This is a genomic window from Amycolatopsis umgeniensis (genome assembly GCF_014205155.1).
GTDB lineage: Bacteria > Actinomycetota > Actinomycetes > Mycobacteriales > Pseudonocardiaceae > Amycolatopsis > Amycolatopsis umgeniensis.
The window spans coordinates 4,628,044-4,651,615 of record NZ_JACHMX010000001.1 but is presented as its reverse complement, the minus strand read 5'-3'; the positions used below and the strand labels follow the sequence as shown (position 1 = coordinate 4,651,615).

Below are 23,572 nucleotides of genomic sequence, written 5' to 3'. Positions count from 1 at the left end.
CTATCGACATTAGTCCGCTCCGGCCAGTACGCGCGTTGTGACGCGGCCCTCTCGTACCTCCAGGATCACGTCGGCGCCGTCCGCCTCGGCGGCGTTGTGCGTGACGTGGACGACGGTCTTCCCGGCGAGCGCCTCGCCGAGCCGTTCGCGGACGGTGCGGGCGGTCGGTTCGTCGAGGTGCGCGGTGGGCTCGTCGAGGAGGACGAGATCGGCTCGCGCGGCGCCGAGCATGGCGCGCGCGAGCGCGAGCCGCTGCGCCTGCCCGCCCGACAGCCCGGCGCCCGCGCTGTCCAGCATCGTGGTGAGCTCGACGTCTTCGAGAACGGCTTGGTACAAGGCTTTTCGCAGGTCGGCCTCGGACGCCGTCGGCTTGGCCAGGCGCAGGTTCTCGGCGACGGTGGTCGAGACGAGCATCGGTTCTTGCGGCGCCCAGGCGACGTTCTCGGGAGCGTCGACGTCACCCTTGCCCGGCTCGAGGAAACCGAGCAGGGCCGCCACGAGCGTCGACTTCCCGGCGCCGCTCGGGCCGATGACGGCGACGTGCGTACCGGGCTCGATGTCCAGGTCGACACCGGTGAGAACCGGGTGCGCCGTACCGGGCCAGCCGAGGTCCGCGTTCCGGATCCGCACCCCGCCGGTGCCGGAAGAGGGTTTCACGTCTCGAGATTCCCTCTCACCGCACGCGGCGAGGCGCAGACGGGCCTGGCGAAGGGTGTCCCAGTGCTGCGCGGCCTGCGGAAGAAGGGAGAGCACCTCCGCCAGCGCGAGCGGCACCAGGGCGACCACCGGGGCGAGAACCGGGTTCAGCGCGCCGGCGGCGACGGCGCTCACGGCGAACCCGGTGCTCACGACGGTGGCGGCACCCGTCGCCAGGATGATCAGGGCGTCGGCCGCGCCGGCGCCGAAAGCCTGTCGCCGCGCTTCGGCGGTCAGCTCGGCGTCGATCTTGGCGATTCGGCGACGTCGCTCTTTGTCGACCCCGTACGCGATCAGCTCGGCGGCGGCTTCGAACAGGCTCAGCACCTGCGCCGACACCGAACGCCGTCCAGCGGCCAGCGCGCTGGTCGCGCGCCGTTCCGCCCGGAGCGCGAGCAGCGGCGCGAACGCGCTCACCACGACGGCCGCGGCCAGCGCGAGCCCGGCTTCGGGCAGGACGGCGGCCTGGACCGCGACGGCGCCCGCGGCCACCAGCGCGACCACGACCAGCGGCGTGAGCACCCGGGGAAGCAGATCGCGCACGGTGTCGGTGTCGCCGACCAGCCGCCGCTGCTCCTCACCGGCCCGGAGCGCGCGTGCCGGTCCGAGCCGCACCAGCGACTCCCACAGCCGGACCCGCAGGCTCCCGGCGATCCGGAACGCGGCGTCGTGCGTGACCAGCCGCTCGAGATACCGCAGCCCGGCGCGGCCGAGACCGAACGTCCGCACTCCGACGATCATCACCGTCAAGGTCAGGATCGGCGGCTGTTGCGACGCCTTGGCGATGAGCCAGCCCGAGAGCGCGGTCAGCGCGACCCCGGCGAGCAAAGCGGCGGCGCCGAGCAGGGCTCCACCGAAGAACCTGGGTCGCAGCAGGGCGCGCCACGGCACCGGCCTTGTCGTTCGCGCTTCTTCGGTGGTCCCGATGTCGACCCTGGGCACTGTCGACATATCGATGGCCGCCGTGCGTTCGTGTGCGGCGATGATCGCGGCGGCGCCGTTGTCGACGGCCTTGGCGACGGCGGCCATGACGAGTCCGGCGTTGACCTCGTCGAGGTGGGCGGTGGGCTCGTCGAGCAGGAGCAGCCACGCGCCCGACCGGATCCGCACCAGCGCCCGCGCCACCGCGACCCGCTGGCGTTGTCCTTGCGACAGCTTCGAAACCGGCCGCTCGGCCAGGCCGTCGAGCCCGAGCTCGCCGAGGATGCCGTCGTCGCCGACCTCGTCGCGGACCGTGCCCCCGCCGAACACCGGCGACTGCGGCACCCAGGCGACGTTCTCGCGCCAGCGTGCGAGGTCGGCGTCGGCGAGGTCGGTGCCACCGACGGTGATCGACCCGTCGTGGGCCTGCACGAAGCCGAGCAGCACGGCCAGCGTCGTCGATTTACCGCCGCCGCTGGGCGCGCGCAACCAGGTCAGTTCGCCTGGACGGACGGAGAACGTCTCACCGTCGGGCGCGAAGCCGCCGCGCCTCGCGACGCGCAGTCCGCCGACCTGGATCTCGCCCTTGGCCGGTGTCTCGGATCCGCGGAGCGGCAAGGGTTCCGCGAGGACGTCCGCGACCCGGCGAACGGCCTCGACGCCGTCTTCGCTGGCGTGGAACGCGGCGCCGACCGCGCGCAACGGCTGGTAGCACTCCGGCACGAGGATCAGCACGCCGAGTCCGATGGCCAGCGGCAGTTCGCCGGAGACCAGCCGGACACCGATGACGACCGCGACCAGCGCGACCGACAGGGTCGCGATGAGTTCCAGCGCGAACGCCGACGCGAACGCGACTTTCAGGGTCTTGAGCGTCGTGCGGCGATGACGTTCGGAGATCTTCCGGACCGTCTCGGCCTGCGCCTCGGCGCGGCGGAACGCGCTGAGGATCGGCAGCGCGCGGACGAGTTCCAGCAGATGTCCCGACAACCGCTGTTCGGCGTCGGCGGCCTCGGCGACGCGCTCGGCGGTGTGCTTGCCGATCAGGATGGCGAACAGCGGCACCAGCGGCACGGTGATCACGACGAGCGCGGCCGAGGGCCAGTCGGCGACCAGGATCGCGGCGCCCGCGGCGAGTGGCACGATCGCGGCCGTCACCAGCGCCGGGAGGTACTGGGTGAAGTAGGCGTCGAGCGCGTCGAGCCCCTTGGTGGTCAACGATGTCAGCTCACCGTGACCGCGACGTGCGATCCATTCCGGGCCGAGTTTCAGCGCGTGGTCGAGGGCCTTGGCGCGCAATTCTTCCTTCGCGCGTGCCGCCGCGCGGGCGGAGACCGCCCGCACCGCCCAGCCGGTCAACGCGCGCCCTGCGACGAGCGCGAGCAGCACGGCCAGCTGGGCGGTGCGGTCCCCCGGTGTTCCGCGGACGACCGCGGAGAGGACGTCGGCCAGCAGGAACGCCTGTCCCACCAGCAATACCGCGTTGACGAAGGCGAGGATCCCGCTGAGGATCAACGCCCGGCGCGCCGCCTTCGAAAGCGGAGCGAGCGCGCCGAGCGGACCCTTCCCCGGTCGCGCTGGGTCCATTGTGGACTCCTTGGCGGAAAGGGTGTCGCGGCCGGGAAGTTCGGTCATGGTGCGTGCACCGGTGGGATGTGCCGGGTGCCGATGCGCTTGCGGAACACCCAGTACGTCCAGCCCTGGTAGATCAGGACGGCGGGGGCGCCGAACAGCGCGACCCACGTCATCACCGTCAGGGTGTACGGGCTCGATGCCTCACCGGCGATCGTCAACGTGTTCGCCGGGTCCACAGTGGACGGAAGAACGTTCGGGTAGAGCGCGACGAAGATCGCGACGGCGGAAGCCGCGATGACCCCGCCGAGCGCGGCGAACGCCTGCCCTTCCCGGCCCGCGCGGATGCGGAACCAGGCGAGGACCGCGGCGACGACGGCGATGCCGATCAGGAGCAGCGTCCACAGGTCACCCGAGCGCAGCTGCACGACGATGAGGAACGCGAGCAACGGCAGGAGAGCGACCGGGAGCAGGCGCGTGGCCAGGTTCCGCGCCCGGTGGCGAAGGTCGCCTTCGGTTTTGAGCGCGAGGAACGCGGCGCCGTGGACCAGCGAGAACCCGACGACCGCGACCGCGCCGAGCAGCGTTTCGAGGCCGATGGCGGCGAACGGTCCGCCGACCCGGTTGCCGTCGGCGTCGAGCGGGAGGCCGAGGACGGTGGTCGCGAGGAGCAGGCCGACGCCGAACGGCGGGATCCACGAGCCGATCCCGATGACGCGGTCCCAGTTGCGGCGCCAGCGGTCGGAGTCGACCTTGCCGCGATATTCGAACGCGACGCCGCGGCCGATGAGGGCGAGCAGGACGACCAGGAGCGGAAGGTACGCGGCCGAGAACAGCGACGCGTACCAACCGGGGAACGCGGCGAACATCGCGCCGCCCGCGACGATCAGCCAGACCTCGTTGCCGTCCCAGACCGGGCCGATCGTGTTGACCATGACGCGGCGCTCGGTGTTGTCCTTCGCGAGGACGGGCATGAGCATGCCGACGCCGAAGTCGAAGCCCTCGAGGAAGAGGTAGCCGAGCCAGAACAGGGCGATGACGCAGAACCAGATCGTTTCGAGGGTCATCGAGTGCTCCCTTTCCTGAGCTGGCTGAGCTTCCGGAGCTGAAGGACGCTTTGCCCGCGTGTGACGGAGTGAAGGGTTCCCTCAGCCGTCCCGGCCCGCTGCTGGGACGCCTGCTCGGGCACGTGCCCTGTCACGTGCCCCGGTGACGCCGCGCGGCATGTCGCGAAAGCCACTTTCGGGACATCCAACGTCGCGAAAGTGGCTTTCGCGACACCGTCTACCACGCCGGCCCGCCCGAACCGACCCCTCAGACCCCGGTCGCCCTGAGTTATCCACAACCGCTCAAGTTGTCCACAGATTGGCTGTGGGTAACCCGCCTGAGCGATACCCCCGATACGCTGGGTGCGGGGCCGTCCCCCGGGAAGGGCGGGGGGCTGGGCAGGTGAGGTTACGGGGCGATCAGTAGGCGAAGGCGAGGGCGTCGTCATCGCTGTCACCGCCTTTGGAGTTGTCGTTCTTGCTGGTCGGGGCCGGTTTCTTGGGTGGCATGACGGCGTCGACGCCGCCGCGTACGTACTTGCGCATCAGGAAGACCTCGACAACGCCGAGTACCGCGTAGACGGTCGTCAGGGCGATCAGGGACGTCCACACTTCGCCTGTGGACAACTTCGAGACCGCTTGCGCGGTGAACATCCACACTCCGTCGACACCGGTCGGATTCGGCACCACCACGAACGGCTGACGCCCCATCTCGGTGAAGATCCAGCCGGCGCTGTTGCCGATGAACGGGGTCGCGATCCCGCCGAGCACGAGCCACGGGAACCATCGCTGCCCGGGGATCCGCCCGCGCCGGGTCAGCCACAGCGCGAGCAACCCGATCCCGGCCGACATCGCGCCGAAACCGATCATCGCGCGGAAACCCCAGTAGGTCACGGGCAGGTTGGGCACGTAGTCGATCGGCTTGCCCGCGAGCGAACCGAGCTGCGGGTCGTCCGGGTAGTTCGTGCCGTACTTCGCCTGGTACTCGGTCACCAGGTTCTCCACGCCCTTGACCTCGGTCGAGAAGTCGTTGTGCGCCAAGAAGGAAAGTAGCGCCGGCACGTTGAACGTCTTGACGTCCTCACAGTTCGAGCCGCTCACGTCGCCGATCGCGATGATCGAGAAGCTCGCCGGTTTCTCCGTATGGCACAACGCTTCCGCCGACGCCATCTTCATCGGCTGCTGCTCGAACATCAGCTTGCCCTGCATGTCACCGGTGATCGCCAGCACCGCGAACGCCACCACACCGGTCCAGCCGCCGAGGCGCAACGACGAACGCCACACGGCGCGGTGCTCGTCGTCCCCCGAACGCTTGCGCCACAACTGCCAGCCCGCGACACCGACCAGGAACGCCGCGGCCACCGAGAAAGCGCCCGCGAGCGTGTGCGGGATCGCGGCCAGCGCGGTGTTGTTCGTCAGCACCGCCCAGATCGAGTTCATCGTCGGCTTCCCGTCGACGAATTCGACCCCGACCGGATGCTGCATCCACGAGTTCGCCGCCAGGATGAAGTAGGCGGACGCCACGGTCGCCAGCGAGTACGCCCAAGCGCACGCCAGGTGGACCTTCTTCGGCAGCTTGTCCCAGCCGAAGATCCACAGCCCGAGGAAGGTCGACTCGACGAAGAACGCGACGAGCCCTTCCATCGCCAGCGGCGCGCCGAACACGTCGCCGACGAACCGCGAGTACGCGCTCCAGTTCATCCCGAACTGGAACTCCTGCACGATCCCGGTGACCACACCCATCGCGAAGTTGACCAGCAGGAGTTTCCCCCAGAACTTGGTCATCTTCAGGTACCGCTGGTCACCCGTCCGTACCCAGGCCGTCTGCATCCCGGCGACCAGTACCGAAAGCCCGATGGTCAGCGGGACCATCAGGAAGTGATAGACGGTGGTTATGCCGAACTGCCACCTAGCGAGATCGAGAACCTCCACGCCTCAAGCCTGCTCAACGCGAAGGGGCCCCGCCAGTTCAAGTGGTCCTGATCTCGCCGGGACGTAGGTCCCGCGCGTGGCTCAGCCGAGGCCCGCGAGGGCGAGCCGCGCCTCGTCGGCGATCGGCCGCCGCACGCCCGAATCCCCCAGTGTCAGCACGTGGTCCAGCGCAAACGCGTACGCGGTGTCGAAAGCGTCCTCGACGGCGACGGCGACATCGGGCTGGACGCCGACGCCTTCCCAGTTGGTCCCCGTGACCGGGTTCACCGACCGTCCACCCGGGACGGTGATGTCCAGGTGGGTGTCCACTTTGTACTGCTGGCGCGGATTCGCCCCGCCACCGGTGACCGCGCCGACCGTTTTCGCCCGATCGAGTTGTTGGAGCGAGTAGCTCAGGTCCTCGGCACCCGAGAACGTCGTCGGGCCCGTCAGCACCCACACCGGCTTGTCCGCGCCGAACTTCCGCCCCGGCACGTACGGCAGCGTCCAGAACTGGTTGGTCACGTCGCCGTCGCGCAGATAAATACTGTTGAAATGCACGGGCTCGTCGACAAGGTAGCTGATCAGCAGCGCGACGGCTGCCGGACTTCCGCCCCGGTTCTCCCGGACGTCGATGAGCAGCGCGTCGGTGGTCGCGAGCAGCGTCATCGCCGCAGCCAGTGCCTCGCCCGCGATGTCCGGCCCGTAGAACAGCTTCGTCTCCAGGTAGCCGACGTTCCCCGCCAGCCGCCGCGCCGACGCGATGCCGTGACAGTTCAGTTCCGCCTCGCGCCGGAACTCCTCGGGATCGAAGGACTGGCCGTCCACCTCGGGCAGCGGGTCGATGTGATGCCGTAGCCGCAGGTGCTTGTCCCCGTTGACCGACTGCAGGTCCTCGGTGACAGCCACGGAGAACGCCTGATCGTCGAGCCCCGCGTACGCGCCGTCGCTCAGCCTCGCCCGCAGGAACACCGTCAGCTTCTCGGCGACGTCGGGGAACACGTAGTGGTCCCTCAGCCGCCTGCACACGTCGTCGATCCGCGCTCTCTCGTCCATGGTGCCGGACGCTACCAGCGCGCCGGAAAAAAGAATTCGGTTCACCGAAATCTCCTTTCCGCCCCGCCAAGAAATACAATTCGCCCGCGCAGGCCGCGCGATTCGGAAAAGCGATCAGCTTGCCCTTTCCCGAACCTCCCCTTTATCGTTGCAGTGAAAGGGGTGGAAATCATCATGTCTAGCTCGATGCTGGCGCTGATCAGCGCGTTCGGCCTGGTACTGGCCGTGGAGCTGCCGGACAAGACACTCGTCGCCACCTTGGTTCTCACCACTCGTTTTCGCGCGTGGCCGGTATTCGCCGGTGTCACCGCCGCATTCGCCGTGCAATGTGCGATCGCCGCCACATTCGGCAGTGTGCTCACTTTGCTGCCGGAGACGCTGGTGACCGCGATCGTCGCCGCGATGTTCGGTATCGGTGCGTACATGCTCCTTCGCGAAGGGTTCAAGCCCGGCAAGGACGGCGGCGAGGACGCGTCACGTTCCGGGCCGAGCCCCGCGACCTTCTTCCGCTCCGCGCTGACGTCGTTCGGCGTGCTGTTCGCGGCCGAGTGGGGCGACGCCTCCCAGCTCGCGACAGCCAGCCTCACGGCCCGCTTCGGCAACCCGTTCGCTGTCGCGCTCGGCTCCTTCGTCGCGCTGGTCGCCGTCGCCGGGCTCGCCGTCTTCATCGGCGCGAAGGTCCGGAGCCGCATCCGTCCCAAGCTCATCCAGCGTGTGGCGGGCTTCGTCTTCGCCGGGTTCTCGCTGTTCGCGCTGGCCCAGCTGGCCTTCTGAGGCCCACGGCTTTTTCACAGGTTCGCCGGGTAACCTTTCGGAAACGAAAAGGTGAACACCCGCCCCGACGTGCCTGGAGAAACCGGTCGTGACCTCGCCGAAGATCATCGCGGCCCGTGCCGTCTCCCCCGTGCACGGCAGGCTCGCGATCTTCGGCATGGCCGTCGCCGTGGCCATCTCGATCGATCTTCACCTGCGGCTGTCCAGTCAGGTCAGCCCGATCTGGCAGACGCTGTCGGAGTACGTCTACGGCTACCTCTCACCCGGTTCGACGGCGGCGCCGCTGTTCGGCGCGATGTGCCTGGCGCTGGGGTTCGGTTCGCTCGCCCTGCTCGGCGGTATCGCGAAGGCGCACCGCAGCGGCTACGAGTCCGTCCTGGTCCTGCTCGGCGTGTGGTGCGCCGGCCTGTTCGTCCTCGCGCTCGTCCCCGTCGACCCCGAGGGCCAGGCCCGTTCACTGGCCGGTCAGATTCACAACTACGCCGCGCTGACGGCCTTCCTCGCGCTCCCCGCCGCCGCCTGGGTGCTGACCCGCCCCGGCCGGGCGCGCTGCCCGTGGGAGCCGCGCCGCACGACGATCCGGCGGCTTTCGGTGGCCAGCTTCGCCGCCGTGGTGATCGTGCTCGGCGGATTCGTCTGGACGATGCTCACCGGGCCGTCGCATCAGGAGGTCACGCTCGGCTTGTTCGAGCGGCTGCTGTTCGCTGTCGACCTCACGCTGCTGGCGACCATGGTGCGCCCGCTGCTCAGCCACCGCTGACGAGCTACTCGGGCTGCTTCAGCACCTCGGCGAGGCGCTGAGCGGCCCCCACGACCGCGGGCCCCACCACGGAGGCGTCCAGCGGCTCGAGCGACACGACGCCGAGGCTGGCCTTCAAACCCGGCACCCCGCGCACGGGCGCGGCCACCCCGGACGCGCCGGCCTCCAGTTCACCGGACGACGTCACCCAGCCTTCGCCACCGGGGCGCAGCGTCATCGCCTTGCCCGCCGCGCCGGCGGACAGCGGATGACGCGTGCCGACGCGGTAGGCGACGTGGAAGCTCGTCCACGTCGGCTCGACAACCGCGACGGCCTGTGCCTGATCCCCCTGCGCGACCGACAGATGCGCCGTCGCGCCGACCTTCTCCGCCAGCTCGCGCAGGACCGGCCTGGCCGCCTCCCGCAGCTGCGGGAGGACCTGCCCGGCGAGCCGGAGCAGGCCGACACCCAGCCGCACCTTGTTGCCGTCGCGCCACACCAGGCCGCGTTCGGACAGCGGGACGAGCAGCCGGTAGACGGCGGCCCGGCTCGCGCCGATGGCGACGGCGAGCTCGGAGATCGTCGCCGCCTCGCCACCGGCGTCCGCTACCGCTTGCAGCAGCGCGAGCCCTCTGTCCAGGGTCAGCGACCCTTCGCGAGTCACAGCAACCCGAGTTCCCCGAGGTCGGCGACCGGCTCGTCGAACGAGGCCGCCGCGTACGAGGCGAAAAGTCCGCGAACGGCCTTCGCGGCCGGCTCCGACATCCCCTTGGCCTCGTCGGCCAGCGCGGCGCTGTCGGTCGACTCCAGCGCGGCGCGTACGTCGCCGCCCGAGAGGCACCGTGCCGAAGCGACGATGAGGTTCAGGAAACCGTGGTGGGTGAAGCCGCTCGTCTCGTCCGTGTGGCGGACGGCGCGGTGCAGGCTGTTCGTCGCCTTGAACGAGGCCCCTGTCGCGCCGCTGACCACCGCGAGGAAGTCGGCGACCTCGTCGACGCTGGGGAAGTTCTCGCCCGCCTTGCCGCCGCAGCGGATCTTCGGCCAGCTGCCGTGCTCGATCACCTTCCGCACGCCGTCCAGCCAGCCGACGCCGCGCCGCGGCTCGACCACGCGGATGACGTCCTCGGGCACGAACTCGGAGACGCGCTCCAGCCAGACCTCGTCGACGTCCGACGGCGCCGGCATCTCCACCATCCGCAGCGCGAGGATCTCGCTGCGCGATTCGACGATCGAGATCGCCTTCGGAACGCCGCCGAGGCCGGTGTCGATGATCAGCGACAGCGGCAGCGGTTCCTTGGGTTTGATCTTGATGAGTTCGGTGATGAGCTCGGGCAGCCTCGACGCCTGGCACAGGAACACACCGAGGACGCCGGAGTGCTCACCGGACCTCGACGCGAAGTGCGCACGCAGCGCTTCGGGCATGGACGCCTCACCGGGCGGGAACAACGCCGAGTCGTCGACGAGCCGCGCGAACAGGGGAGGGATTCCTCGGGGGCCGGGTGGCGTGAGTTCCACAGCGCTTGACACGACTGACACGCTAGTAGCGTACGACATCAGGACAAAATCGTTCGCACAACGGACACGTTCCGGGGAGATTCCGATGCCTTACTACCGGCAGGTAGGCGAGATCCCGCACAAGCGCCACACGGCGTTCCGCAAGCCCGACGGTGGCCTGTACGCCGAGGAACTGATGGGTGTCGAGGGCTTCTCGGCGGACTCCGCGTTGCTCTATCACCGCGGGCTGCCCACCGCGATCGTCGACGCCGTCGCGGTCGAGGACGAACGCGGCCCGATCACCCCGAACCACCCGCTCAAGCCTCGCGCCTTCAAGACCCAGGACCTCAAGTTCGGCGACGCCGACGCGGTCACCGACCGGCGGCGGCTGTTCGGCAACGCCGACGTCACCATCGGTTTCGTCCACGCGACGCGGCCTTCGCCGCTGTACCGCAACGCGGCGGGCGACGAGCTCTTCTACGTCCAGGGCGGCAGCGCGACCGTCGAGACGATCTACGGCTCCCTGGAGATCGGCGACGGCGACTACCTGGTCATCCCGACCTCGTGCACCTATCGCGTGCTCCCGCACGACGACGGAGTCAAGCTGCTGACCCTCGAGGCGCGCGGCCACATCGGTCCGCCGAAGCGGTACCTGTCGGCGAAGGGCCAGTTCCTGGAGCACTCGCCGTACTGCGAACGCGACATCCGCGGCCCGTCCGAGCCGCTGGTCGCCGACGGCACCGACGTCGAGGTCCTCGTGCGGCACCGCGCCGGCCTGACGCGCTACACCTACGCGACCCACCCGTTCGACGTCGTCGGCTGGGACGGCTGCCTGTACCCGTGGGTGTTCAACATCGACGACTTCGAGCCGATCACCGGCCGCGTGCACCAGCCGCCGCCCGTGCACCAGACGTTCGAGGGCCCGAACTTCGTGGTCTGCTCGTTCTGCCCGCGCAAGGTCGACTACCACCCCGAGTCGATCCCGGTGCCGTACAACCACGCGAACGTCGACTCCGACGAGCTGATGTTCTACGTCCGAGGGAACTACGAGGCGCGCAAGGGCTCCGGGATCGAGGTCGGCTCGCTCTCGCTGCACCCGTCCGGCTTCACGCACGGGCCGCAGCCCGGGGCGGCGGAGGCGTCGATCGGCGCGCAGTTCTTCGACGAGACCGCGGTCATGGTGGACACCTTCGCGCCGCTGGATCTCGGCGAGGCGGCCGACGCGTCGGAAGACGACCGTTACGCGTGGACCTGGTCGGGCCGGGGGCCCGGCGCCTGATTCCCACCCCTCGCGGCCGTGGCGGGATAAGTACCGCCACGGCCGCAACGGTTCGGCAACACCAGACCTGCCAAGGCGAAACCTCCGGATAATCGGTGTTCCCACCGCTGGAGGTCTTCATGGTCGTGAATCCCCGGCAGTCCCGTGGCGGCCGCAAGGTCCTGGCGTTCGCGGCCGCGGCGGTGGTCGCCATCGGGTTGATCATCGGGCTGCGCGCGATCACGAGCGACTCCGGCGAAGAGGCCGTGGAAGCGAAGTGCACGACAGGTGACGCGGTCAAGTTGCAGGTGTCCTCGTCGCCGGAGAAGGCGGGCGTGGTCACCGAGATCGCCAAGGGCTACAGCGGCCGTACGGTCGCCGGGCGCTGTGTCGACGTGATGGTGCAGTCGAAGTCCTCCGGTACCGCGATGCAGGCGCTCGCGCGCGGCTGGAACGAGGCGGTGGACGGGCCGCGGCCGGACGTCTGGACGCCCGCCGCGTCCGGCTGGGTGAACCTGCTGCGCCAGAACCTCACGGGCACCGATCACCCCGCGCTGGTGCCCGAGGGCGACCCGGAATCGGTCGCGAACGCGCCGCTGGTCCTCGCCATGCCGAAGCCGATGGCCGAAGCGCTCGGCTGGCCCGGCAAGGGCATCGGCTGGAAGGACCTCGCCGCGCTCGCCACGGATCCGCAGGGCTGGGCGAAGTACGGCCATCCGGAATGGGGGAAGTTCCGGCTCGGCAAGACGAATCCGAACATCTCGACGTCGGGCCTCAACGCCACGATCGGCGCCTACTACGCGGCGACGGGCACGTCTTCGGACCTCACCGCGAACGCGCTCGCGAAACCGGAGGCGCGGACGTTCGTGCAGAACGTCGAGCAGGCCATCGTCCACTACGGCGACAACACCCTGACGTTCCTGACGAACCTGCAGAAGGCCGACGACCGCGGTGCCGCGTTGTCGTACATCTCGGCGGTGACGGTCGAGGAGAACTCGCTCGTCGGCTACAACCAGGGCAATCCGACCAACGACCCGGCGAAACGCGGCCAGCACGCGCCGCCGAAGGTGCCGCTCGTCGGGATCTACCCGAGCGACGGCACGCTCAACTCCGATCACCCGTTCACCGTGCTGAACTGGACCGACGACATCCACAAGCAGGTCGCGGCGGACTTCCTCACGCATCTGCGGGGTGCCGAGGCGCAGCAGAAGTTCAGCGACATCGGCTTCCGCACGTTCGACGGGAAGCCCGGTTCGCAGACCACGTCGGAGAACGGCGCCCAGCCCGACGCGAAGCTCAACCTGATCCGCCCGCCGAGCCCGCCGGTGCTGACCGAGGTGCTCAAGTCGTGGAAGGACCTGCGGAAGAAGGCGAACGTGCTGCTGGTCGTCGACGTCTCCGGTTCGATGGGCGACGGTGTCAGCGGGACCGGGAAGAACAAGATGGATCTCGCGAAACAGGCGGCCGTGGCGTCGTTGCCGCAGTTCAGCGACGCGGACCAGGTCGGGCTGTGGATGTTCTCGACGAAACTCGACGGCGACAAGGACTTCCGGGAACTCCGGCCGGTGTCGCCGATCGGCGGTGAGCCGGGCAGGCAGGAGCTGGCGTCGCGGCTGAACGGGCTGACGCCGCAGAACGGAACCGGGCTCTACGACTCGTCGCTCGCGGCCTACGAGTTCATGAAGCAGCGGCTGGATCCGAACGCGATCAACGCCGTCGTCGTGCTCACCGACGGCCGGAACGAGGATCCGGGCGGGATCGACCTGCCCAACCTCGTCGGACAGCTGCGGACCGAGGGCGGCGGCGAGGCGGTGCGGATGTTCACCATCGCCTACGGCTCCGACGCGGACCTGAACGTGCTCAAGGAGATCGCCGAGACCACACAGGGCGTGGGGTACGACTCGTCCAAACCGGACTCGATCGACCAGGTCTTCACCGCCGTGATCTCGAATTTCTGAGATCCTCGGATATGCGCTTCGTCCGTGAGCTAGCCGAACCGTGGGGACTGCTCCTCGCGGCGACGTCGGCGGGGGCGGCCTGGGCGGTGCAGCTGCCAGTGGTCGCCGCGATCGGTGTCGGCGTGACCGTGCTCGCCGCCCGCGCCGGGGTCGCCGCCGCCACCCGGGCGAAACCCGCGCCCGAGCCCGAGGAGCGGGCGCTTCCCGACGTCGAGCCGGGTTCGCCCGAAGCGGATTGGCTGCGGCGCGCGGAGGCCGCGGCCGACGGATTCGAGTCGATTTCCGGCTCGCTCGACACCGGCCCGCTCGCCGAGCGGGTGGCCGACATGGAACCGGTCGTGCGGGAAACCGTCGACACCCTCCGTCGGCTGGCAGGCCGTGCCTCCGCCACCGGAAAGGCACTGGCGCGGGTCGATCTGGGCGCGGTGTCCGCGGAGAAGGCCCGGCTGCGGAAAGATCTGAAGACCGCCGACGACGACATCCGCGGCGACCTGCTGCAGTCGATCGAGGCCTTGCAGGCACAGGAGGACGTGCACGCGCGGCTTTCGAGCGCGCAGCGGAAACTGCTGGCACAGCTGCGATCCGGTGCGCTCGGCCTCGACGGGCTGGTCGCCAGGGCGGCCGAGTTGTCGGCCGCCACCGGCGACGCGCTGGTCGACACCACCACGATCGGCGAGCTGAGCGAACAGTTGGAAGGGATCCGGCGCGGCGTCGTGGAGACCGAGGAAGCGACGCGGCGCTCGCTCAGTTGAACTTGACGCGGCCGAGGACGGCGTGCCCGGGGACACCGGCGAACGTTGCCGTTCCGCGGAAGGGTTCACCGATGATCCACAACCGTTGCGTGGCCAAGATGTTCGCCACCAGCGACGGGTCCACTTTGGACAGGTGGACGTCGCTCCACCAGCCGTTCGACCACTGCACCCGGCAAGCGAGCGTCGCCAGACCCGAGGCTCCGATGAGCGGTGGACCGTGGGGGACGGCGACCATCTCGGTCCACTTCCCTCGCGACAACGGCTTCACGATGTCCTTGGCCGCTTCGATCCCCAAGACGAAAAAGACCATCGCGAAGATCGACAGGACGATGACTCCCGCCATTTCGTCGATGATTCCTTCGGCGATCGCGTAGATCTGGATCGCCACGAGCAGGACGAGAGTGATCTCGACAGCCGCGAACAGGGAGCAGATCCCGCGGACCACCCGCCGCCGGTGCGCGATCAGGACCACGTCCTCCTCGGGCGGAACCCTCCGCTGTTCGACAGCGTCCAGCCTCGCCGCGCCGTCGGGCGGAGCCGTCACCGTCCTCACCCGGCGCGGCCAGAGCACCCCGGGCTGTTGGAGGAATCGGCGGCCCTTCTCGTCGGGACCGAGGAGCCAGACCCGTCGCTGCGCCCTGAGCTGAAGGAGGGCGGGCTTCGGCAGCCGTGCCTCGGCCCACGCGACTTCGGTGCCGGGCAGTTTGAAGTACGCCTTCGCCCCGACGGCGAACAAACCTTCCGGTGGCAAGGACAGCTCGCGGAAAGACTCTTTTCGCGCCAGTTCGGCGAGGGCTTTCCAGGGGATCGACCACGGTAGGCGCCAAGCCAGCACGCCCGTCACGAGGAGCAGGAGGCCACGAACCCCACGCATGGTTCCCAGCAGCCTGCCGAAGACCGGCATCTCGACCGCCGGCCGATCGCGAAGCGGTTCGAGAACGCGAACACGCGAAATTTCCGAATCGTGCATGACTCCCCCAAGTCCTGGTTGCCGGTTGATCGCCAGGGCGCGAGGGTTCGTTACCGGCCGAACTTGACCGGACCGAAAACCGCGTGACCGGGCACTCCGGCCTTCGCGGTCTTCCCGGCCACCGGCACACCGAGCACCCACAGCCGTCCGGTCGCGGCGATGCCGGCGGCCAGCGACGGGTCCGACCCTCCGGCCCGGACGGTGACCTGACGGCCGTCGGGCAGCACCGTCCGCCCCTGCACGGTGACCATGCCGAAGAGGTTGACCGACGCCGGTCCGGACACGACGGCCAGTTCGGTCCACCGCGGTTCGGGTTCCGGACGGGCCACCACGAGCGCCGTGATGGCGAGCCCGATCGTCGAGAGGAAGCCGAGGGCAGCCAAGACCTGCGCGTTCGGCACGAGGATGCTGCCGCGGTCCGGGAGGTCGAGGGCGACCCAGACCGAAAGGGCGGCCACCACCAGGGTGATCCCGGCACTGAGCAGGTAGTACGACGCGAGCAGCCGTCGTTGCAGGGTGAGCATCCGGCGCGGCGTGACCGGCTCGGCGCGCAGCGGCAGCGAACCTTTCACGGGAGCGTCCCGGATCGCACCGCTTCGGATGCCGAGCAGGCCGGGAAGCAGGAAGAACGGGCCGAGCACCCACAACCGTCGCTGTGCCGCGAGTTGCGCTCGGAGCGGGGCGGGCAGCCGGACGACGAGCCATCGGTCGTCGAGCGGGACGCTCACCCGGGATCCGGCGACCACAGCGCCGTCCAAGCCGCTCACCAGGCGGAACGGCTTGTGGGTGAGCTTCCGCATCCGCAAGGATCCGGCGAACACGAGGTAGCCGCAGTAGAACGAGACCGGTGCCATGAGGACGAGCAGGAAGACGGGGACGGCGACGCCGTACCGCCCTGACACCGCCAGGACGACGCCCAGTACGACGAGGGCCCCGGCAGCGAAGAACGCCGTCCCGAGTGTCGCGGTGAGGCGGTCGAGCAGGGGGATCAGGGCCGGCATGTTCATCGCCGGAATCCCTTCGGGTGGTTCGAGTGCGCGGATTCTGCGGTCTTCCACCTGGTCAACGTATACGGGTGGGCGGAGACGTGATCGAACCTACTTCCGCTCGACGCGTAAATCAGGTTAGGCTCACCTAACTTAGGAGGTGAGCCGTGACCACACCGACGTCCATTCGCCGCCCGCCGGCGCCGAACCCCGCGGAACGCGCGAAGACGATCGCCACCCGCAACGGGCCGGCGACGCTGATGCCGACCGCCGAGCAGCGTGACCAGCCAGGACAGTACGGCCGCGTCATCCCCGAGCTGCACCACGTGCACACGAGCGGCAGCGTCAGCATCCTGCTGCCGGACGAGCACCACCTGGTGAAACGCTCGCACGAAGCGCAGCGCGGCGAACTCGCGGTGATGGTCGAGCTGACCGATCAGGCGCCCGTCGACCTGCGCGAACCCATCCGCGGGTTGCTGTGGATCACGGGCTGGCTCCGCCCGCTCTCCGAGGTCTCGGCCCGCGCCCGCGCGGTCTCCATCGCCGAAACCCGGCCGGACGAGCGGCTGCTGGACGTCGGGCACGGCCTGACCCTGCTGAGGCTGACCCCGGCGTCGCTGGTGCTCGCGGACGCCGAGGGCACGCACTCGCTGCGGCCGCACATGTTCAGCGCCGCGCCGCCGGACCCGTTCCACGACTACGAAGCCGCGTGGCTGCGGCATCTGGAGACCGACCACGCCGACGTCGTCCAGCAGCTCGCCAAACACGTGCCCGCCGAACTGCGCGGCGGCTGGATCCGGCCGCTCGGGCTGGACCGGTACGGCCTGCGGCTGCGGGTCGAGGCCGACTCCGGCGACCACGACGTCCGGCTCGCGTTCTCACGTCCGGTCGAAGGGCCGCCGCAGCTCGCCGGTGAGATCCGCAGGCTGGTCGGCTGCCCGTTCTTTTCGCAGGGCTAGGGCGTGTTTCATGAGCCTGTTCGATGGGCTTCGTGATCCAGGTGGTTCCTGGCGGTGCGGCGGGATCGCCCTTGTACCGGGTTGTACTCGGGCGCATCCCGCCGTGCCGCCAGGGACCACCTGGGCGCGAAGACCGCGAACTTGGCTTATGAAACGCGCCCTAGGCGAGTTCCGCCGGGAAACCGCCCTTGGCGATCGGGCCCCACGAGTCGATGGTGACGCGGATGATGCTCTTGCCCTGCTTCACCATCGCTTCGCGGTACTCGTCCCAGTCGGGGTGCTCACCCGAGATCGCCCGGAAGTAGTCGACCAGCGGCTCGACCGAGTCGGGGAGGTCGAGCACCTCGGCGGTGCCGTTCAGCTGCACCCACTGGCCGTTCCACTCGTCGGAAAGGACACAGGCGGACACCTTCGGCTCGCGCCGGACGTTGACGACCTTCGCGCGCTTCGGATACGTGGAGATGACCAGACGGCCTTCGCCGTCGACGCCGCAGGTCACGGGCGAGAGCTGCGGGCCGCCGTCGGCCTTGGCGGTCATCAGGATGGCCCGATGGCGGGTGGACAGGAAGTCGACGAGCGCGGCACGGTCGACGGTTTCGTTGGTCGCGATGCTCCTTGGCATGATCCGACGGTAGCTCGCCGACGATCACCCCGGCAGGGGCTGAAGGGAACCATGCCCGCGTGCGACGTGGTGAAAGCTCCCTTCACCGCGTGACATGAGGTGAAAGCGTCCTTCAGCCACAAGGTAGCGTGCGGCCGATGAGCTGGCTGCGTCCCGAACGCCCGGCGCTGCCGGAATTCGTGGAAGACCCGGCGCGCCGCCGCGCGATCGTCATCGAACTGGTCGTCGTCTTCGGAATCACCCTTGGCCTGTCCGGGCTGCGGAGCCTGCTGTCCCTTGTGGACTCGCTGTTGCAGCCCGTCCCGCTGGCGCAGCAACAGGCCCAGCTCAACGTCCCCCAGGCGACGCTGAGCCTGGTCGATCTGCTCAAGCAGGTCCTCAGCGCGGGCCAGCTGGTCGGCTGGGGCGCGCTCGGGCTGTACCTGCTGTGGCGTGGCGGGATGAAGCTCGCGCAGATCGGGCTGGACCGCCGTCGCCCCGGCCGCGACGTCCTCCACGGTCTCCTGCTCGCCGCGGTGATCGGGATTCCGGGGCTGGGACTGTATTTCCTCTCCTACAGCCTCGGGTTCAGCCTGTCGGTGCAACCGTCCACTTTGGGCGAAACGTGGTGGCGCCCGATCACGCTGACGTTGTCGGCGTTCGGGAACGCGTTCGCCGAAGAGGTGCTCGTCGTCGCGTATCTGCTGACCCGGTTGCGGCAACTCGGACTGCGCGAGAACACGTCGCTCGTCGCCTCGTCGGTGCTTCGCGGTTCCTATCACCTGTATCAGGGATTCGGCGGTTTCGTCGGCAACGTGGTGATGGGCCTGGTGTTCGGCAGGCTGTGGCAGAAGACGAACCGGCTGTGGCCGCTGATCGCCGCGCACACCGCGCTCGACTTCGTCTCTTTCGTCGGATACGCGCTGCTCAAGGGGCGAGTTTCCTGGCTCCCCTAGCTAGTGTGAACCTGTGATTGACGAGACGACTCCACCCCGAGTTGACAGCGAAGTCGGCCCCCTGCGCGCGGTACTGCTGCACCGGCCCGGCAACGAGCTCAAAAGGCTCACGCCTCGCAACAACGACCAGCTCCTGTTCGATTCCATCCCCTGGGTGGACCGCGCGCAGGAGGAGCACGACGCGTTCGCCGAGGTGCTGCGCGGCCGCGGTGTCGAGGTGCTGCTGCTGGCCGACGCGCTGCGCACGGCGCTGTCCGACACCCGCGCCCACGCGGCGGGCGTGCACGCGGCCGTCGACGAGCGGCGACTCGGGCTCGACCTGGCCGATTCGCTCCGCTCCCACCTGTCGAGCGTCTCCCCCGAGGTGCTGGCCGAGGTCCTGATGGCCGGGATGACGTTCGAGGAACTGCCCGCCGCCGAAGGTGTGTCGCTGGTCCGGCTGATGAACCACCCGAACGACTTCGCCGTCGATCCGCTGCCGAACCTGCTGTTCACGCGTGACTCGTCGGCGTGGATCGGGAACCGGGTCGCGGTCTCCTCGCTCACCATGCCCGCCCGTGTCCGCGAGACGGCGGTGCTGGACCTGATCTACGCCTACCACCCGTGGTTCCGTCACGCGGCCCGCGCGTACGGCGCGCATTCGGCGCCGATCGAAGGCGGCGACGTCATGCTGCTTTCGCCGGGCGTGTTGGCGATCGGCGTCGGCGAGCGGACCACCGCGGCGGGCGCGGAGTCACTGGCGCGGTCGGTGTTCGCCGACGGGATCGCGCACACCGTGCTCGCCGTCCCGATCCAGCAGACCCGCGCGACCATGCATCTGGACACCGTCTGCACGATGGTCGCCGCCGACGCCGTCGTCATGTACCCGCTTTCGGCCGATTCACTGACCGCGTTCACCATGCGGCCCACCGACGACGGTTCCGTGAAGGTGGAAGGTCCGGCCCCATTCCTCACCGCGGCCGCCGAGGCAATGGGAATCGACCGGCTCCGCGTCATCGACACCGGACTCGACCCGGTCACCGCGGAACGCGAGCAATGGGACGACGGGAACAACACACTCGCGCTCGCCCCGGGCGTCGTCGTCGGGTATGAACGCAATGTGGAAACCAACGCCCGCTTGGAAGAGGCCGGTATCGAGGTGCTGGCCATCACCGGCTCCGAGCTGGGCTCCGGCCGCGGCGGGCCGCGCTGCATGTCGTGCCCGATCCACCGCGAAAGCATCTGAAAAGAAATTAAGTAAGCCTTCCCTAATCGATTGCAATTGATTAGGGAAGGCTTACTTAATTGAGGTGGGCCTAGTATTGGGAATGGTAACCTAATAGGGGGTAGATCACCAGGTAAAAGTGGAAATCGAATAGGTGTATGACGTATTGTCGAACACATGGCCCTCATCAAGAAGCAACCGCGCTCGAAGTTCTACGAACTGCTGCAGGCGCAGATCCACAACGAGTTCAACGCCTCCCAGCAGTACATCGCGCTGGCGGTCTGGTTCGACGCCGAGGACCTGCCGCAGCTCGCGAAGCACTTCTACAAGCAGTCCGTCGAAGAGCGGAACCACGCGATGGCGCTGGTCCAGTACATGCTGGACACCGACCACCACGTGGAGATCCCCGGCACCGGCGACGTGCGCAACACCTTCTCCGACGTCACCGAGCTCATCGAGCTCGCGCTGCAGCAGGAAAAGGACGTCGCGACCGACATCCAGCAGCTGGCCAAGGCCGCCCGCGCCGAAGAGGACTACATCGGCGAGCAGTTCACGCAGTGGTTCCTCAAGGAGCAGGTCGAAGAGATCTCCCAGATGTCCACGCTGCTCAACATCGTCAAACGCGCCAACGGCAACCTGTTCGAGGTGGAGAACCACCTGCACCGCGAGTCCGTCGGGGACGGCGGCGCCGACTCGGGGATGCCCCCGGTCGCGGGCGGCGCGCTCTGACGCACTGACTGCTCTCCCACCACAGGGAAAACCCGGGCTCTCCCCCTTGGAGCAGCCCGGGTTTTCTTCTGCGCGCGAACGGCCTCAGCTGAACTGGCAGTCCTGGTTGAGGCTGGTCAGCAGGATGCTGACGGCCGACCCGTCGTTGGCGACGAAGATCCGGTACGCGCTCACCGCGCCGGCGGGCGCGATATAGGCGCTGCCGTCCTTCGTGCTGCCCGGATACGCGGCGAGGATGTCCGCCTCGGTCGAGCCGACCCCGATCCCCTCCGGCGTGTGCACCGTGCCCGCCGGGTTGATGACGGTGATCCCCTGGGCCTCGGTCAGCGAAACCGACGTCGGCCCCGGGACGGCGGAGCCCTCCGCGTAGCCGTAGGTGCAACCGCCCCGGACCTCTTTCGCCCGCAGCGGCCCGGCGGTGGCCTCGGCTTCGGACTCGCTCATCCCGAGCCGGAGCTTGCCGAAGCCGGCGGAGGTCAGCAGCGCGCCGGTGGTCACCTTGCCCTGGGCGGGCGGCTTCGTGGCCGCGGTGCTCTTCGGCGGCTTGACGGTCCCGTCAGCGGCCGAAGACGGCGGCGGCACGGACGCCTGGCTCGACGGTGCGACCGGCGGGGACACCGGCGGCGCCGAGGTCCCCGGCCCCGGCGGCACCGGGCTGGTCGCCGTCTGGCCCATGCTGAGCTGATCGGCGGAGATGACCGCGCCGTTGTCCTTGGTGTGGATCGAGAAGACCGCGAGCCCGCTGCCGACCATGACGATCGCGGCGGCCATCCCGCTCGTCGTCTGGATCAGCTGGCGTCGGCGACGGCGGCGACGGGCGCCCGCGACGATCGTGTCGGGATTCAGCGTGGACTGAACGCCGAGCCGATCGTCTGAGAACAGGTCACGCAGCTTCTGCTGCACGTCTTCTTCGGACATGGTCATCCCGCTTCCCTCCCTTCGACCTTGGGCTCGAACAACGCGAGCTTCGTGCGCAGCGACGTGATCGCCTTGCTCGCCTGGCTCTTGACGGTGCCCTGGCTGATGCCGAGCGAATCCGCGATCTCCGCTTCGGACAGCCCCTCGTAGTAACGCAGGACCATCACCGCGCGTTGCCTCGGCGGCAGCGCTCGTAACGCTTGCCACAGTGGCTCGTGCTCGAACGGGTCGGCCGGACTGTACGGCTGCGTGTCCGGCAGGTCGGCGACCAGGCTCTCCCGTTTGGTCCGGCGCCAGCGGCTGACGTGCGCGTTGGCCATCGAACGGCGGATGTAGGCCATCGGGTCGCCGGTCTTGTGCTGGACGTAGGACCAGCGGGCGCCGATCTTCTCCAGCACGGTCTGGACGAGGTCGGCGGCGTCGTGCGGGTTCCCGGTGAGCGCGTGACCGTACCTGAGCAGACCCGGCAGGCTGGCTTGCACGAAGTCGCCGAAGTCGGTGAGCTCGGCAGGCACGTCTCTCCCTCGGCTCTCGCCGGACCCCCAGACATCCGTCCCCGAGATGACCGTCGCGGCAGCGGTCACCGTATCGCCTCCTCCCGGGGTCACTCGGCCAGGTATCTCTGGCTCACCTCTCCCGAAACGCATGACCGCCCCCACAGGTTGTCTTCAACCGCGAACCAATTCGAGAGACGCCCGTCCGGGTGAGGCGTTGCGCTCGTCAACGTCTCGACAAGGACTCGGGAATTCTGAACGAACCGTCCCCTCGAACAGGGAATTCGTGAACGGCCACCACGGCGTTACGGGGTATCGGACCGTACACATGGGGGAACTGGACACCGGCCGGATGCGGCGGGTCGCCGTCCTCCCAGACGACGGGCGCGCCGACGAGCGCCGGGTCGATCTCCAGCAGCACCAGATCGGTGCGGCCGGGGAACACGGCGTTGGCCGGGATATGCGCCGTTCCCGGGTCCGAGCAGTGGATGAAGCCGTCGGAATCGAGCGACGCCGCGGTGTAGACGCCGCCTTCGGGCACCGCCGCCCACTCGTCCTCGGTGCAGATATGAAGGATCACGCGACCATCCTCGCGCATTCAGTCCTCTGGATGCGGTGGTCGCACGCGCGACCACCGCATCCGGAGGACGAAACGCGAGGAGGTCAGCGGATGGTGAGCTGGCGGCCGATCAGGCCGTCGCGCGAGCGGCGCTCGGTGGCGTTGAGCGGCTCGGTGTCGAGGGACTTCAGCGCGGCGTCGAGCCGGACGCCGAGCTGGTCCTTCGCGTCGGCCCACTCGCGGGCGTGGGCCTCGGGGTCGAGGTCCCACACCGGGACGAGCAACCCGTGCGCGCGGAACGAACCGGCGTAGCGGGAGCCCTCGCCGAGGCCGAGCTCACCGGCCGCGGACAGTCGCGCAAGCGCTTGCAGCAGCAGGTTCTCCGGCTCCGGGCGGACCCAGCGCAGGTGCGCCTTCTCACCGGCGAGCACCCAGTACGCACCCGCTCCGAGGCGTTCGGTCGGCATGATCGCCGCGTTCGCGCGCTCGAGGGACAGCGCGACGTCGCCGCTCGCGTCGGCGTCCTCGGGCAGCCACCAGGCGAAGTCGTTGTAGAGCGTGGCGTCGAGTTCGACGCTCGTTTCGAGCAGGTCCTGCAGGCGGGCCTTCTCGTCGGCGGTGGGCGGCGTCGTGGTGTCCGGTACGGACAGGACGTCACCCTCCTTGGCTTCCAGCACCCACTGGAGCGCCCGGCCGAGGTCGCGGCTGATGTCCGAGGACCGGGTCTGCACCTGCATCCCGACATAGCGCTCGCCGTCGGACCGGACGAACGCGGCCGCCGCCATCGGCAGCACCGTGCCGAGGGTGACCTTCTCGCCGGAGCCCGCCAGCGTGAGCGCCGCCGTCGCCGAGGGGACGAACTCGCGCAGCGCGATCAGTTCGGTCTCCGCCGCGAGTCCCTCGAAGGGCTGGCCGACGAAGACGTCGCGCACCTTCGGCTTACGGTCCGAAGTCGTCTTGGGACCCTTCTTGCGCGAACCCTTGCCCACGTCAGCCTCCTCAAGCTCGGTTCGGAACGCTAT

At 69.0% G+C, this 23,572-nt stretch carries 22 protein-coding genes; 9 read left to right on the top strand and 13 right to left on the bottom strand.

What is annotated here, in order from left to right; all coding sequences use genetic code 11:
• Window positions 1–9: 9 nt before the first annotated feature.
• The 4 genes from cydC to HDA45_RS21790 form a co-directional block, all read right to left on the bottom strand.
• Complete coding sequence (gene cydC / locus HDA45_RS21805) at window positions 10–3,249, bottom strand: thiol reductant ABC exporter subunit CydC (RefSeq protein ID WP_184898160.1); 3,240 nt, start codon at window positions 3,247–3,249, stop codon at window positions 10–12.
• Window positions 3,246–4,253 carry a cytochrome d ubiquinol oxidase subunit II gene (gene cydB / locus HDA45_RS21800; RefSeq protein WP_184898152.1) on the bottom strand — a complete coding sequence of 336 codons (1,008 nt, stop codon included), beginning with the start codon at window positions 4,251–4,253 and terminating at the stop codon, window positions 3,246–3,248. The genes cydC and cydB overlap by 4 nt, the downstream gene beginning before the upstream one ends.
• 399 nt (window positions 4,254–4,652) lie before the next feature.
• A complete protein-coding gene (locus HDA45_RS21795; protein ID WP_184898150.1) occupies window positions 4,653–6,164 on the bottom strand; it encodes a cytochrome ubiquinol oxidase subunit I in 1,512 nt (503 codons plus the stop codon).
• A gap of 81 nt (window positions 6,165–6,245) precedes the next feature.
• Window positions 6,246–7,199, bottom strand: coding sequence for a S41 family peptidase (locus HDA45_RS21790; protein ID WP_184905893.1), 954 nt, complete (start codon window positions 7,197–7,199; stop codon window positions 6,246–6,248).
• 186 nt (window positions 7,200–7,385) lie between these two features.
• Here HDA45_RS21790 and HDA45_RS21785 point away from each other — a divergent pair, with 186 nt between their 5' ends.
• Window positions 7,386–7,973, top strand: coding sequence for a TMEM165/GDT1 family protein (locus HDA45_RS21785; protein ID WP_184905891.1), 588 nt, complete (start codon window positions 7,386–7,388; stop codon window positions 7,971–7,973).
• Window positions 7,974–8,061: 88 nt separating this feature from the next.
• A complete protein-coding gene (locus tag HDA45_RS21780) occupies window positions 8,062–8,733 on the top strand; it encodes a DUF998 domain-containing protein (RefSeq protein ID WP_184898147.1) in 672 nt (223 codons plus the stop codon).
• Between the two features lie 4 nt (window positions 8,734–8,737).
• Here the strand turns inward: HDA45_RS21780 and HDA45_RS21775 are convergent, their stop codons facing one another.
• Window positions 8,738–9,376, bottom strand: coding sequence for an IclR family transcriptional regulator domain-containing protein (locus tag HDA45_RS21775; protein ID WP_184898145.1), 639 nt, complete (start codon window positions 9,374–9,376; stop codon window positions 8,738–8,740).
• Window positions 9,373–10,227, bottom strand: coding sequence for a hypothetical protein (locus HDA45_RS21770; protein ID WP_343072298.1), 855 nt, complete (start codon window positions 10,225–10,227; stop codon window positions 9,373–9,375). Before HDA45_RS21770 ends, HDA45_RS21775 begins: the two co-directional genes overlap by 4 nt.
• Before the next feature lie 85 nt (window positions 10,228–10,312).
• Here HDA45_RS21770 and HDA45_RS21765 point away from each other — a divergent pair, with 85 nt between their 5' ends.
• The 3 genes from HDA45_RS21765 to HDA45_RS21755 all read left to right on the top strand — a co-directional run bounded on the left by HDA45_RS21765 (window position 10,313) and on the right by HDA45_RS21755 (window position 14,174).
• Window positions 10,313–11,485 carry a homogentisate 1,2-dioxygenase gene (locus HDA45_RS21765; protein ID WP_184898143.1) on the top strand — a complete coding sequence of 391 codons (1,173 nt, stop codon included), beginning with the start codon at window positions 10,313–10,315 and terminating at the stop codon, window positions 11,483–11,485.
• A 119-nt stretch (window positions 11,486–11,604) separates the two neighbouring features.
• The gene (locus tag HDA45_RS21760) at window positions 11,605–13,422 is read left to right on the top strand and encodes a substrate-binding and VWA domain-containing protein (protein ID WP_184898141.1); all 1,818 of its coding nucleotides are present in this window, start codon (window positions 11,605–11,607) and stop codon (window positions 13,420–13,422) included.
• Window positions 13,423–13,433: 11 nt separating this feature from the next.
• Window positions 13,434–14,174: a hypothetical protein gene (locus HDA45_RS21755; RefSeq protein WP_184898139.1), complete on the top strand. Its 741-nt coding sequence runs from the start codon at window positions 13,434–13,436 to the stop codon at window positions 14,172–14,174.
• On the opposite strand, the gene HDA45_RS21750 is transcribed toward HDA45_RS21755, so the two are convergent.
• Both HDA45_RS21750 and HDA45_RS21745 read right to left on the bottom strand, forming a co-directional pair.
• Window positions 14,167–15,144: a hypothetical protein gene (locus HDA45_RS21750; RefSeq protein ID WP_184898137.1), complete on the bottom strand. Its 978-nt coding sequence runs from the start codon at window positions 15,142–15,144 to the stop codon at window positions 14,167–14,169. The two genes, HDA45_RS21755 and HDA45_RS21750, sit on opposite strands and share 8 nt — an antisense overlap.
• 50 nt (window positions 15,145–15,194) lie before the next feature.
• The gene (locus tag HDA45_RS21745) at window positions 15,195–16,151 is read right to left on the bottom strand and encodes a hypothetical protein (RefSeq protein ID WP_221471205.1); all 957 of its coding nucleotides are present in this window, start codon (window positions 16,149–16,151) and stop codon (window positions 15,195–15,197) included.
• A gap of 146 nt (window positions 16,152–16,297) precedes the next feature.
• On the opposite strand from HDA45_RS21745, the gene HDA45_RS21740 reads away from it, so the two are divergent.
• Complete coding sequence (locus HDA45_RS21740; RefSeq protein ID WP_184898133.1) at window positions 16,298–17,089, top strand: DUF2470 domain-containing protein; 792 nt, start codon at window positions 16,298–16,300, stop codon at window positions 17,087–17,089.
• A 160-nt stretch (window positions 17,090–17,249) separates the two neighbouring features.
• On the opposite strand, the gene HDA45_RS21735 is transcribed toward HDA45_RS21740, so the two are convergent.
• Window positions 17,250–17,711: a PPOX class F420-dependent oxidoreductase gene (locus HDA45_RS21735; RefSeq protein WP_184898131.1), complete on the bottom strand. Its 462-nt coding sequence runs from the start codon at window positions 17,709–17,711 to the stop codon at window positions 17,250–17,252.
• A gap of 137 nt (window positions 17,712–17,848) precedes the next feature.
• Here HDA45_RS21735 and HDA45_RS21730 point away from each other — a divergent pair, with 137 nt between their 5' ends.
• From HDA45_RS21730 to HDA45_RS21720, 3 genes are all read left to right on the top strand, one after another.
• Window positions 17,849–18,646, top strand: coding sequence for a CPBP family intramembrane glutamic endopeptidase (locus tag HDA45_RS21730; protein WP_184898128.1), 798 nt, complete (start codon window positions 17,849–17,851; stop codon window positions 18,644–18,646).
• Window positions 18,647–18,659: 13 nt separating this feature from the next.
• Window positions 18,660–19,871: an arginine deiminase gene (locus HDA45_RS21725; RefSeq protein WP_184898126.1), complete on the top strand. Its 1,212-nt coding sequence runs from the start codon at window positions 18,660–18,662 to the stop codon at window positions 19,869–19,871.
• A 156-nt stretch (window positions 19,872–20,027) separates the two neighbouring features.
• On the top strand, window positions 20,028–20,579 hold the full coding sequence (locus HDA45_RS21720) for a ferritin (protein ID WP_125780443.1): 552 nt from the start codon (window positions 20,028–20,030) through the stop codon (window positions 20,577–20,579).
• 84 nt (window positions 20,580–20,663) lie between these two features.
• Here the strand turns inward: HDA45_RS21720 and HDA45_RS21715 are convergent, their stop codons facing one another.
• The 4 genes from HDA45_RS21715 to HDA45_RS21700 all read right to left on the bottom strand — a co-directional run bounded on the left by HDA45_RS21715 (window position 20,664) and on the right by HDA45_RS21700 (window position 23,539).
• Complete coding sequence (locus HDA45_RS21715) at window positions 20,664–21,503, bottom strand: hypothetical protein (protein WP_184898124.1); 840 nt, start codon at window positions 21,501–21,503, stop codon at window positions 20,664–20,666.
• Complete coding sequence (locus HDA45_RS21710) at window positions 21,500–22,012, bottom strand: SigE family RNA polymerase sigma factor (protein WP_184898122.1); 513 nt, start codon at window positions 22,010–22,012, stop codon at window positions 21,500–21,502. The genes HDA45_RS21715 and HDA45_RS21710 overlap by 4 nt, the downstream gene beginning before the upstream one ends.
• A gap of 205 nt (window positions 22,013–22,217) precedes the next feature.
• Window positions 22,218–22,571, bottom strand: a complete 354-nt coding sequence (locus tag HDA45_RS21705) for a DUF952 domain-containing protein (RefSeq protein ID WP_184898120.1) — start codon at window positions 22,569–22,571, stop codon at window positions 22,218–22,220.
• A gap of 83 nt (window positions 22,572–22,654) precedes the next feature.
• On the bottom strand, window positions 22,655–23,539 hold the full coding sequence (locus tag HDA45_RS21700) for a DUF5926 family protein (RefSeq protein WP_184898118.1): 885 nt from the start codon (window positions 23,537–23,539) through the stop codon (window positions 22,655–22,657).
• Window positions 23,540–23,572 lie beyond the last annotated feature (33 nt).